The 11,415-nt window shown below is 34.4% G+C and carries 12 protein-coding genes; 5 read left to right on the top strand and 7 right to left on the bottom strand.

From position 1 onward, the window contains the following. Positions 1-10: 10 nt before the first annotated feature. Complete coding sequence (locus tag ACO05K_RS15035) at positions 11-601, top strand: tetratricopeptide repeat protein (RefSeq protein ID WP_421945242.1); 591 nt, start codon at positions 11-13, stop codon at positions 599-601. 111 nt (positions 602-712) lie between these two features. Then, complete coding sequence (locus ACO05K_RS15030; protein WP_421945241.1) at positions 713-904, top strand: cold-shock protein; 192 nt, start codon at positions 713-715, stop codon at positions 902-904. A 70-nt stretch (positions 905-974) separates the two neighbouring features. Here the strand turns inward: ACO05K_RS15030 and ACO05K_RS15025 are convergent, their stop codons facing one another. Then, a complete protein-coding gene (locus ACO05K_RS15025) occupies positions 975-2,096 on the bottom strand; it encodes a TlpA family protein disulfide reductase (protein ID WP_421945240.1) in 1,122 nt (373 codons plus the stop codon). Between the two features lie 224 nt (positions 2,097-2,320). On the opposite strand from ACO05K_RS15025, the gene ACO05K_RS15020 reads away from it, so the two are divergent. From ACO05K_RS15020 to ACO05K_RS15010, 3 genes are read left to right on the top strand one after another with little or no spacing between them, the layout of a single operon-like run. Then, positions 2,321-2,989, top strand: a complete 669-nt coding sequence (locus ACO05K_RS15020; protein WP_421945239.1) for a succinate dehydrogenase cytochrome b subunit — start codon at positions 2,321-2,323, stop codon at positions 2,987-2,989. Positions 2,990-3,019: 30 nt separating this feature from the next. Next, the gene (locus ACO05K_RS15015; RefSeq protein ID WP_421945238.1) at positions 3,020-4,999 is read left to right on the top strand and encodes a fumarate reductase/succinate dehydrogenase flavoprotein subunit; all 1,980 of its coding nucleotides are present in this window, start codon (positions 3,020-3,022) and stop codon (positions 4,997-4,999) included. An 8-nt stretch (positions 5,000-5,007) separates the two neighbouring features. Continuing rightward, positions 5,008-5,778: a succinate dehydrogenase/fumarate reductase iron-sulfur subunit gene (locus tag ACO05K_RS15010; protein WP_421945237.1), complete on the top strand. Its 771-nt coding sequence runs from the start codon at positions 5,008-5,010 to the stop codon at positions 5,776-5,778. A gap of 430 nt (positions 5,779-6,208) precedes the next feature. Here ACO05K_RS15010 and ACO05K_RS15005 read toward each other — a convergent pair whose 3' ends face one another. From ACO05K_RS15005 to ACO05K_RS14980, 6 genes are all read right to left on the bottom strand, one after another. Beyond that, complete coding sequence (locus tag ACO05K_RS15005) at positions 6,209-6,904, bottom strand: TonB-dependent receptor plug domain-containing protein (protein WP_421945236.1); 696 nt, start codon at positions 6,902-6,904, stop codon at positions 6,209-6,211. A gap of 35 nt (positions 6,905-6,939) precedes the next feature. After that, the gene (locus ACO05K_RS15000; protein WP_421945235.1) at positions 6,940-8,883 is read right to left on the bottom strand and encodes a TonB family protein; all 1,944 of its coding nucleotides are present in this window, start codon (positions 8,881-8,883) and stop codon (positions 6,940-6,942) included. Further along, positions 8,880-9,257 (bottom strand): BlaI/MecI/CopY family transcriptional regulator, encoded by a 378-nt coding sequence (locus ACO05K_RS14995; RefSeq protein ID WP_421945234.1) that lies wholly within the window; start codon positions 9,255-9,257, stop codon positions 8,880-8,882. The genes ACO05K_RS15000 and ACO05K_RS14995 overlap by 4 nt, the downstream gene beginning before the upstream one ends. Positions 9,258-9,352: 95 nt before the next feature. Beyond that, positions 9,353-9,994, bottom strand: a complete 642-nt coding sequence (locus tag ACO05K_RS14990; protein ID WP_421945233.1) for a response regulator transcription factor — start codon at positions 9,992-9,994, stop codon at positions 9,353-9,355. Between the two features lie 4 nt (positions 9,995-9,998). Next, on the bottom strand, positions 9,999-10,652 hold the full coding sequence (locus tag ACO05K_RS14985) for a sensor histidine kinase (RefSeq protein WP_421945232.1): 654 nt from the start codon (positions 10,650-10,652) through the stop codon (positions 9,999-10,001). Positions 10,653-10,756: 104 nt separating this feature from the next. After that, positions 10,757-11,410, bottom strand: a complete 654-nt coding sequence (locus tag ACO05K_RS14980; protein ID WP_421945231.1) for a hypothetical protein — start codon at positions 11,408-11,410, stop codon at positions 10,757-10,759. Between the last annotated feature and the right edge of the window lie 5 nt (positions 11,411-11,415).

Here is an 11,415-nt window from a genome sequence, read left to right as displayed (position 1 = left end):
ATTATCTGTAATGCTAGTATTTCTTGTTGTTAAGGTTAATGCTCAAACTAATATTGCATTGCAAAAAGCATTTCAAAATAGTTATAACGAAGAAAGTAAAAAAAACTACGCTGAAGCCATAAGTGATATTATGCCGTTTTATGCAGAAAATAATTACGAAACGAATCTCCGTATCGGATGGTTATATTATCTGGCTAAAAATTATACTGCATCGCAAAATTATTATACCAGAGCAATAAATGTTCGTCCGAATGCTGTTGAAGCTAAGTTTGGATTAATTAAACCTTTATCTCTATCAGGTAGTTGGGATAAAGTAATGGAACAATACAGCAACATTTTAAAGTTAGACCCTCAAAATACGCAGGCCAATTATTGGGCAGGGATAATTATTTACAATAAAAAGCAATACGCTACATCAGCAAAATACTTTGCAAAAGTTGTTGCGCTTTATCCTTTCGATTATGATGGTAACCATATGTTGGGTTGGGCATTGCTGTTTTCGGGCAGAAAAGCTGAAGCTAAAAGCTGTTTTGAACGTGCTTTATTAATAAAACCAGGCGATACATCGAGTACTGATGGACTAAATCGTTCTGTAAAATAGGGCTTAACACCCAATAGGCCAATACTTTCGCATTTAAATCGTTTTTAAAAAATATAAAATTGATTTATAGGTATTTAACCATACCTTTATAGCAAATTAAAATACAATATAATGCAACAAGGAACAGTAAAATTTTTTAATGAAACTAAAGGTTTCGGATTTATTATCCCAGCAAATGGCGATGCCGAAATTTTTGTTCATGCTTCAGGCCTAATCGATAACGTTCGTGAGAACGATTCTGTAACCTACGATGTAGAAGAAGGAAGAAAAGGCTTAAACGCGGTAAATGTTAAAGTAGCTTAAGAAAACTCGAATACATAAATCGTAAAAAGTCCCGATGCAAATCGGGACTTTTTTTGTGGAACAAATTTTATCAGCTTTGCTGCTTTAAATACTTGATAATATCTTCTTCTAAAATTTCTACACTTATATCCTCGCTCATTAATATTTTGCCATTCTTATCCAGAATCATAAAATGAGGAACATTATAATTTCCGATGTTTTTTGCATTAGGAGATTTTGCACCCTTCAAATCAGAAAATTGAGGCCAGGTTAATTTATCATCTCTGATAACATTAACCCACCAGTTTCTCTTACTGTCTAATGAAACCCCAATAAATTCTACACCTTGGCTTTTGTATTTCTCGTAAAGTGCTGTTAATGATTTGTTATTTGTTCTGCATCGATTATTATAAGATGTCCACACAAATACGAGATTTAGCTTTTTTAAAATATCCTTACTAAAAGCTTTCCCATCTGGGGTTTCACCTGCTATACCCACAAAAGTATTTCCGGGTTTAGTGTTGTTTACCCGGGTAATTTGCTCAAAAAGCTTTTTGCCCGGTTTGCTGTTTTTTACGTCCTCATCCAGATAATTAAATATTTTTCCAAATCTTGTACTATTTAAGTCTGTTACACCTAACTGATCCAGTAAAAATATAGTGTTAGGAGAATTTGGGTGTGTCTTAGAAAATGTTTCAATTGCAGTTAAATTTAAGGTTTCGATCCGCTCCATTAAATCCGCAAGTACATCTACCCTCTCATTAATATTTGTTTTATCTGCAGCATCTACAGATCTTTTGGCTATCATAATACTATCTGTTAACGGTTTATTTAGTCTGCTTTTTATTGCGTAAAAATCGATAAAATCTTCACCTTCAGATGATGGTGTTTTTTTAAATGGATAAGTAGTTCTATTATCTGCTGCATCAATAACTAAATTATAACTCCCGCTTTTTAAATAAAACCAGTAAGGTCTAAAATCATTTCCATCCTCAATTTTTATTTCTGCATACCCTTCCTTCGGTAAATTTACTTGAAAGGTTTGTTCACCTTTAATATTCTCTACTTTTAGTTTTTCTCCGGTTTTTGCATTGGAGATGGTTATGGTAGCATTCTTACTAAAACCTTTTGCTGTTAAATTAAATACAGCCGGGCCATCATTACATGAATAAAAAAGTGTTGCCAATAAAAATGCGAGGAGGATTTTTTTCATAATGAATAATTTTGATTACGCAATATAACGAAAAACTTAGTTGATGGCCGAGTTAAAAAAAACATTCTTATTGGGAGTAAATCTAATATTTAAAACATAAAATGATGAAATGCTCTTAGAATGTTTCTAAATAAATGTTTTATCGTTGTTTTGTCATATTCGTTTATAAATTAAACTCATAATTAAATACTTTTGCACATAGAGTTATAAATAAAAATAATCTAATGAGTAGTTTAAGTAAAGCTTTTACATCATCTATAGGTAGAAAGTTTGTAATGGGGTTAACAGGTCTTTTCTTGATTTCGTTCCTTGTTGTTCACGTATCTATAAATGCGCTAATTTTTGTAAATGATGGTGGAGAAACCTTCAACGTTGCCGCCACTTTTATGAGCCACAACATCGTAATCCGTATCCTTGAGATTGGGTTATTTGCAGGTATCATCCTACACATTGTTCAAGCACTTATGCTTACTGTGCAGAACAATGCCGCTAGACCAGAGAAGTATGCTTTCAACAAACCTGAGGCAAACAGTAAGTGGTATTCTCGTAGCATGGGCTTATTAGGTACGTTAATTTTAATGTTCCTGGTTTTGCACCTTTATCATTTCTGGTGGCCAACAAAGGTGGCTGTTTTCTCTCACGAAGAACATAATACTTTTCATGGTATTGTAGCTATTTTCCAGGAGCTTTGGGTAGTAGTAATTTATGTATTGGGCGTAATCTCTTTAGGTTACCATTTGCTACATGGTTTTCAATCGTCTTTTCAAACGATGGGCTGGAACCATAAGAAATGGACACCAGTTGTAAAAACAGTAGGTGTATGGTTCTCGATTATCGTACCTATCATTTTTGCATTAATGCCAATTTCAATCTATTTAGGTTGGATTAGCTAAACCGAAACGTTTAATTAAAAGAGTAAGTAAATGTCGAAATTAAATTCAAACATCCCTGCGGGCGAATTAACCCAAAAGTGGACAAAATATAAATCTTCTGTGCCGTTGGTTAATCCATCGAACAAAAGAAGCTTAGAAGTAATTGTAGTTGGTTCTGGTTTAGCGGGTGCATCTGCAGCGGCTACATTAGCAGAAATGGGCTACAAAGTAAAATGTTTTTGTTTCCAGGATTCACCTCGTAGAGCGCACTCTATTGCAGCTCAAGGTGGTATCAATGCAGCAAAAAACTATCAAAATGATGGTGATAGCACTTACCGTTTATTTTACGATACAATTAAAGGTGGTGATTACAGAGCACGCGAAGCTAACGTACATCGTTTAGCAGAGGTTAGTGCAAATATCATCGACCAATGTGTGGCTCAAGGTGTGCCTTTGGCCCGCGAATATGGCGGTTTGTTAGATAACCGTTCTTTCGGTGGTACTCAGGTACAACGGACCTTCTACGCAGCTGGTCAAACTGGTCAGCAGTTATTATTAGGTGCTTACTCAGCGTTAGAGCGCCAGGTTGGTATGGGTAAAGTACAAATGTACACCCGTCACGAAATGCTTGATGTAGTTGTAATTGATGGAAAAGCTCGTGGTATTATTGCTCGTAACTTAATCACTGGTGAGTTAGAGCGTCATTTCGGTCATGCAGTTGTTTTAGGTACTGGTGGTTACGGAAACGTATTCTACTTATCTACAAACGCAATGGGAAGTAACGTTACTGCAGCTTGGAAAGTGCACAAGAAAGGTGCTTTCTTCGCAAACCCTTGCTATACGCAAATTCACCCTACGTGTATTCCAGTTTCTGGAGATCACCAATCAAAATTAACCTTGATGTCTGAGTCGTTGCGTAACGATGGACGTATTTGGGTTCCGAAAAAGAAAGATGATAATCGCAAAGCTTCGGAAATTCCTGAAGATGAAAGAGATTACTATCTAGAGCGTCGTTACCCTGCTTTTGGTAACTTGGTTCCTCGTGATGTTGCTTCTCGTGCCGCTAAAGAGCGTTGCGATGCTGGTTACGGTGTAGGTGCCTCTAAATTAGCGGTTTATTTAGATTTCAAAGCAAATACAGAACGTTATGGTCGTATCGAAGCTTCTAAAGCTGGTAACCATAATCCCGATAAAGAACTTTGGATGCGTTTAGGTACTGCCGTAATTAAAGAAAAGTACGGTAACTTGTTCGATATGTATGCGCAAATCACAGGTGAAAATCCTTATGAAACCCCGATGCGTATTTACCCTGCGGTACACTATACAATGGGTGGTGTTTGGGTTGATTATGATTTAATGACTACTATTCCAGGTTTGTACTGTACAGGTGAAGCTAACTTCTCTGACCACGGTGCTAACCGTTTAGGTGCTTCAGCATTAATGCAAGGTTTGGCAGATGGTTATTTCGTATTGCCTTACACAATTGGTTCTTACTTATCAAAGGAATTAGCAACTAAGCCAATTTCTTTAGACCACCCGGCGTTTGTTGAAGCTGAAAAAGAAGTAAAAGCAACTATCGATAAGTTTTTAAGCATTAACGGAACTAAATCTGTAGATCATTTCCACAAAAGATTAGGCCACATCATGTGGGAAAAATGTGGTATGGCTCGTAACAGAGAAGGTTTAACAGAAGCGATAAAAGAAATTCAGGATTTACGTAGAGAGTTTTGGGCAGAAGTTAAGGTTCCAGGTTCAGCTGATGAATTTAATCCGGAATTGGAAAAAGCACATCGCGTAGCAGATTTTATTGAGTTGGGTGAGTTGATGTGTAAAGATGCTCTTAACAGAGAAGAGAGCTGTGGCGGTCACTTTAGAGAAGAACACCAAACTGAAGAAGGCGAAGCAAAACGTGATGATGAAAACTATGCATACGTAGCAGCTTGGGAATACAAAGGCGTAAGTGAATTCGAATTGCATAAAGAAGAATTGGTTTACGAAAACATTAAGGTTGCACAAAGAAATTATAAATAGTAGCAGAGATGAGTACAGGAAATATGAATTTAACGCTACAAATTTGGCGTCAAAAAAATAGCAAATCAGCGGGAAAACTGGTTGATTACAAGCTTTCTGAAATTTCTCCAGACATGTCTTTCTTAGAGATGTTTGACGTTTTAAACGAACAATTAATTACTAAAGGAGAAGAACCGGTTGTGTTTGATCACGATTGTAGAGAAGGTATCTGCGGTATGTGTTCAATGTTCATTAATGGGCAGCCACACGGACCAAAGGATTTAGTAACTACTTGCCAGTTACACATGCGTTCTTTCAAAGATGGCGATACAATTGTAGTAGAGCCTTGGAGAGCGAAAGCATTCCCGGTAATTAAAGATTTGGCAGTAGATCGTTCTGCTTTTGACCGTATCATCGCTTCTGGTGGTTTCGTATCAGTAAACACCGGTAATGCACAAGATGCAAACAACTTGCCTATTCCAAAAGCTAAAGCTGATGCTGCTTTTGAAGCTGCCGCATGTATCGGTTGTGGTGCTTGTGTGGCTACTTGTAAAAATGCTTCTGCAATGCTTTTCGTTTCGGCAAAGGTATCTCAATTGGCTTTATTGCCACAAGGACAGCCAGAGCGTTATCGTAGGGTACAAAGCATGGTAGCTCAAATGGATGAAGAAGGTTTCGGTAACTGTACCAATACTGGTGCTTGCGAAGCTGAATGTCCAAAAGGTATCTCTTTAGAAAACATTGCTCGTATGAACAGAGATTACTTATCTGCAAAGTTTATCAGCGAAGAAGAAGTTTAAAAAATACTGTGCCATTCCATTAATTTGGGATTGTCAAGCCTCCATTTTATGGGGGCTTTTTTTGTTTTTTATTTTGATAATCACAGTTATTAAAGAACAACTAACCAAAAGCATTTTTTGGAAATTATAAAATGAAAAATAATTCAATGTAAATAACCGAAAGTAATTGACGACTTTTCGAAACCTTTAGAAAACTGATAGGGCAAATAATAATTCGTAAAAAGAGTATAAAATCTATGTTTGCATATTAATAATTCATTTAAATAAAAATTTTATTTTGTAAAATTTGTATATACATTAAAGATTTTATAAATTTAGTGTTCCGAGACAGGAGAGAAAACATAAAAGCCCGACAAATTTTTTTGCCGGGCTTTGTGTTTCAATATATTTATGAATATTAGAAAAATTGCTAGATAAGATTAAACGTGCTTTAATTTTTATCTAGCTCAGTTGTTGCTGGCTTTAACTTTTTAAAAGTTTTTGTTGTGATTAAAACGACGCCGTTTGATGCGGCTAAACCATAGTTCTTAATAGCGTTATTATCCCTTAAAATAGTAACTGATTGAATTGTATTTGGATCAAGAAATTCTATAGACCCACTTTCAATTTTTATGCCGTCTATAATATAAAGCGGCTGATTAATTTTGCCTGGTGACTTAAAACCTCTGATTTTAACTACACTGTTGTTGTCACTATTAAAAGTTGTAGAGGTGTTATCTTTTTTGTCTTCAGAATTTAATGCCAAATCAGATATCTTACTTGTGCCATTTGTAATGCCTAAGGATTTAAGTTTAGCTTGTAACTCAATATTGCCTGAAGAATTTTTACCTTCCTTGGTTGTAATTAAAACAGCGCCGCCATTTGCTTCAATGCCAAATAGCTTAACGGCATCGTCGCCTTTTATTACACTAACTTCACTAATTTCATTTGGATTAATATTTTTAGCCAAATCTGCATTAAAATGCTTAACTCCATCAATAGTGTAAATTATTGGCTTGGCAGAATTGAAGCCTCTTATTTCGATACCTTTACTTTTCACAGTTGAAGAATCGCTTTTTGCCTGACCAAATACATTTGTAGTTGCAGCTGCTGCAGTAAGCGCCATTAAAAAGAATATTTTTTTCATACTGATTAGTTTAGTTATTCAATGATATCCAAATTTTAATTTGGAGATATTTTATTGTCAGCGGATTTAAGCAAATTGTTTTTATCAACTTTTGAAGTAATTAGTATAACACCATTTGCTCCTTTTGTTCCATAAAGCATTGTAGCAGCTTCGTCTCTTAATACTGATATAGATTCTATACTTTCTGTTCGGATGAATTTAAGCGCATCTTTGCCTTGTGTAACGCCATCTAAAACAACTAAAGGACTATTAGCACTACCGCCCAAATTCTGAATACCTCTAAAAGATAATTTTGTGCCTTCTTGTGCAACAGGCTTTAATTTTGGTGAACTATCTAGTGTAAAGTTTATGTATAAATTATATTTAACTCTTACCGGCTTACCGTTTTGAATGCCCGGAATCCAATTTGGTGATTCATCTAAAACCCTTAATGCTTCTTGGTTTGTACTTTCGCTTAATCCTTTAACAATTTTTAAGTCAGTAAGCTTTCCATTTTTCTCTACCGTAAAAGATAAATGTACTTTACCTTGCACATTGTTTGCCTGAGCATCTTCAGGGTATTTTATACTTTTACTCAAATAATCATAAAAGTTTTTCATGCCTCCATGATATTCAGGTTGTTTCTCTATTGATACGAAATCATAAACCTTTTCTCTTTTTTCAACTACTTCCTTTTTTTCGCCAACATAGCCGATAATTTGAAGTGGAGAAATTTCTTTATAACCGTCTATACTCTGTGATTGTTCTTCTGCATTGGTTTGAGATTGGCCAAGATTGAAAGATACTTTGAAAGCATAATTTCCATCTTTTACACCTTTAAAGTTTTTGTAAGCCAAAATGTTTTTCATCACTTCCTCATCACAACCTTCGCCTAAATCTTGCTTTGAACCTAAATCTGTTATTTTGCCATTTTTAACAGTAAACATAATGTGTGTAGTACCTTCTAAAGCTTTTTCCTGAGCATTTTTAGGATACTTAATATTCTTACCCAGGAATGTATAAAACTCTTCCCAGTTATTAGTCACAGGAGCATGCTTGGCTACAGTTTTAGTTTTTTCCGGTTTAACAACATTTAGTGGTTTAATAACCATTTCTTCAACTAAATCTATTGGCTTATCCAATGGGATAGACTCAGCAATAGAAATAAGGTTTTCGTTTTTGCGAATTGTAGCTGAAGAAAACAAAATAGAAATTGCAAATAGTGGGATAAAAATTCCGTACTTAATTACAGCCGTTTTTTTTGACCGTTCTTTATGAAGCATATAAATACGTTTCTTAACTAAAGATTTCTCGAAAAAATTGCTGGTTAGGTTACTTTGATTTATACCAAACGATTTACTTAGAATAAGCATTGCATATTCAGCCTTATCGCCCTGATAATTTGCCGCGTGCTCATCGGCTAAAAATTCGTGTATGTTTTTAATGCTTTTTTTGTAAAAATAAATTACCGGATTTAACCAGGTAAGTATTCCTACTACTTCGAAAAATAAAATATCCAGACTGTGCCATTGCTTAATATGGGCTTCCTCGTGGCTATCTATAACATCACTATTTGGTAATGATATATCGATGATTTTTTTGCTAAAAAACGAAAATGCAGAACCTTCTTTTACATTTTTTAAAAGTCTTTTAACAAATAGCAGGTTAATTATCAATCGAAATAGAAAGAATAAAATACCTGCACAATAAATACTAACAATTAAGTTTGCCCAATTAAAACCCTCTTGCGCTTCAGCAACAATTGTTGCCTTTTCCAAAACTGCGTCCCATTTAACGGTTGTGTAAACTTGTTGAGCAGCTTTTTGTACTGTTAACCATTCTAAACGTATAAATGGTATGAGTAACGATAATAAGCCTGCAGCAACCAAATAGATTCGGTTTAGCGTGAAATAGGTTTCCTTGTCTAAAAGTAATTTGTAAAATCCGTAAAAAACGATTAGATACAAGTTTACCTGCAAAAGGTAATGGGCGAAACTCATTTTGGTTTGTGTTTAATCTTATTAATCATTTTAAGAATTTCATCCACATCACTTAAATCTAACTTCTCTTCTTTAACAAAGAATGAAAACATACTTTCTACAGAGTTTTCAAAATAATTGCCCAACAGTTTTTCTGTTGCATGGCGCTTATATTCTTCTTTGCTAATTAGGGGATGGTATTGGTGTGCTTTACCAAAGGCCTCATGCCCAATAAAACCCTTTGTCTCTAAAATTCTGATTATGGTAGAAACTGTATTGTAAGCTGGCTTGGGTGTGGGCAATTCATCAATTACCTCTTTAACAAATGCTTTTTCCAATTGCCACAACACTTGCATTATCTGTTCCTCGGCCTTGGTTAAATCTTTAATATCCATTTTATTTTTTGATTATAGGAGCGAGCAAAACCTTACTCGTTATACTAAAGATAAAACTAATTGATTAGTTACGCAAGTTTTTAACTTAATATTGGTTATATTTTTATCATATCGTTTTTGATACCGTAAACTACAAGCCCTGTTCTAGTTTTAATATTTAACTTGGCAAAGAGTGATTCACGGTAATTATCTACAGTTCTTGGACTAATATTCATTAAATCGGCTATCTCTTTATAGGTAAGTTCTGTACTGCAGTATTGCAAAAATGTAAGCTCTTTTTCGGTGATGATTGGCTTTGGATCTTCCTTTTTTAGAGAGAATAATAACCTTCCGGATACCATTTCATTTATGAAAAATCCTTTTTCAATTATCGCTTTTATCGCAATTACTAAATCAGATGGGGTAGAACCTTTTAAAATGTAGCCTCCTGCTCCGGCTTTTAGCATTTCAATAATTGCCTTTTCTTCTTCATGCATGCTTAAGGCTAATACTTTTACATCAGGATATTCCTTTTTTATAACGCGTGTAGCTGCATATCCATCCATAACTGGCATATTAATATCCATTAATACAAGCTGAACATCTGGGTGCTGTTTTATCTGCGTTTGCATATCAACTCCATTGGTAGCCTGAAATACAATGTTTATCTCATCAAATTCAGATAAAAGATTTGCGAGACCTTGACGAAAAAGTGTATGGTCATCAACAATTGCTATTTGGAAAGTAGTTGTAGTCATAATGCTAAGGATATGGAATTTCTATAAAAATTGATGTGCCTTTTTCTGAAGCTGAAATTACATCTATTTTACCATTAATCATTTCAACTCGTTTTTGTATTGAATTTAAACCTAAACCACTTTTACGTTTTCTGGCTTCTTCGTAATCGAATCCAATGCCATTTTCCTTTATCGTTAATAAAAGAAAATCATTTTTTAAGCCAGTATCGATTTGGATTGTACTTGCCTGTGCGTGTTTAATAATGTTGTTTATTATCTCTTGAAGTAATCTTAAAATGATTAAATCTTTATCTGGCGAAGTTGTGTTCACGTGAAGCAAATCGTTGGTAACCTGTAATGTGTAGCCTTCAATTTTGCGAAGCCAGCTTATCTCTTGCTCTATTGCGTTCCCAATGCCAGATTCTACAATTTGCTCTCCATGTAAAATTTTGGCTAATTCTCTTATCTCCTTTATAGATTTGCTAACAAGTGATAAGGAATTGGATATTTTTTCACTTGCTTTTTCATTATCGGTTATTTGGATGGAATTAAGTGTTAATGTTGTTAAGCTTAATAATTGCCCAATGTTATCATGCAATTCTGTTGCAATGGTTTGCATCGTTTGATCCTGAACTTCAATATGCGTTTTCAAAATTTCAGCCTCAAATTTTTGACGCATGTTTTCTTTTTCCACGAAGTGGTTCTTCTTGTGGCGATTGTAAGATCGAATGTACATGAGTAAAGATATTGGCATCAAAAGAAAAACTAATGATGCCAATAAAATTAAAGATAAGATTTGCGTTGACGAGCTCTGCATATAAACGAATAAGACCAAAAACCGTATAAAAAGAAGTTTAATGTTGTGTAAATAAGCAATCTTGGATTCAAATTCCCGCGAATTCTAGTTTGTATTATTTCATCGAAGAAATTGGCTAAAGTACTTCCAAAATAAAAAATTAAAGTGCCGCCAACCCACCAAAATGCTGGGTGAAATTTTAGGTCGATGAAATTCTCATCTTTCAATAAAAAATAAAAATATAACAAGCCATAAATTACAAAGGCAACCGACATAACGCTAACTGTTACTGAATTATATTCGGCAAGCGGGTTATGGGTTAATGTAAATCCAATGTATACGGTCAAAATTACTGCAGTTGCAGGTATGAGAAACTTCTTGATATCAACAAAATCTTTTAAGAAAATGTAAAAAGCATATGTGATGTAGGCTAATTCAACAAGCGCATAAATATTATATACGATTAAATTATTGTGGTAAATCCGTCCAATGTGTTTTGCAAATATTTCCGTGGATGGAACTATCAACATATAAACTATGGTGATTCTCCAAAATAAATTTTTATCTTTTATTAAAAATACAATGGCAAATAATCCACAAATAGATTCTATAGTAGAAACAAATGAAAATAAGCTAAACATTTGGC

The organism is Pedobacter sp. (genome assembly GCF_965227205.1).
GTDB lineage: Bacteria > Bacteroidota > Bacteroidia > Sphingobacteriales > Sphingobacteriaceae > Pedobacter.
Note: the sequence above shows the minus strand (reverse complement) of the source record. Positions and strands in the feature narration are given on the sequence as shown.

What these genes read in the sequence shown, in the direction of transcription:
- ACO05K_RS15035 (WP_421945242.1), top strand. Translation starts at nt 11, where the DNA reads ATGCTAGTATTTCTTGTTGTTAAGGTTAATGCTCAAACTAATATTGCA.
- ACO05K_RS15030 (WP_421945241.1), top strand. Translation starts at nt 713, where the DNA reads ATGCAACAAGGAACAGTAAAATTTTTTAATGAAACTAAAGGTTTCGGA.
- ACO05K_RS15025 (WP_421945240.1), bottom strand. Translation starts at nt 2,096, where the DNA reads ATGAAAAAAATCCTCCTCGCATTTTTATTGGCAACACTTTTTTATTCA.
- ACO05K_RS15020 (WP_421945239.1), top strand. Translation starts at nt 2,321, where the DNA reads ATGAGTAGTTTAAGTAAAGCTTTTACATCATCTATAGGTAGAAAGTTT.
- ACO05K_RS15015 (WP_421945238.1), top strand. Translation starts at nt 3,020, where the DNA reads ATGTCGAAATTAAATTCAAACATCCCTGCGGGCGAATTAACCCAAAAG.
- ACO05K_RS15010 (WP_421945237.1), top strand. Translation starts at nt 5,008, where the DNA reads ATGAGTACAGGAAATATGAATTTAACGCTACAAATTTGGCGTCAAAAA.
- ACO05K_RS15005 (WP_421945236.1), bottom strand. Translation starts at nt 6,904, where the DNA reads ATGAAAAAAATATTCTTTTTAATGGCGCTTACTGCAGCAGCTGCAACT.
- ACO05K_RS15000 (WP_421945235.1), bottom strand. Translation starts at nt 8,883, where the DNA reads ATGAGTTTCGCCCATTACCTTTTGCAGGTAAACTTGTATCTAATCGTT.
- ACO05K_RS14995 (WP_421945234.1), bottom strand. Translation starts at nt 9,257, where the DNA reads ATGGATATTAAAGATTTAACCAAGGCCGAGGAACAGATAATGCAAGTG.
- ACO05K_RS14990 (WP_421945233.1), bottom strand. Translation starts at nt 9,994, where the DNA reads ATGACTACAACTACTTTCCAAATAGCAATTGTTGATGACCATACACTT.
- ACO05K_RS14985 (WP_421945232.1), bottom strand. Translation starts at nt 10,652, where the DNA reads ATGCGTCAAAAATTTGAGGCTGAAATTTTGAAAACGCATATTGAAGTT.
- ACO05K_RS14980 (WP_421945231.1), bottom strand. Translation starts at nt 11,410, where the DNA reads ATGTTTAGCTTATTTTCATTTGTTTCTACTATAGAATCTATTTGTGGA.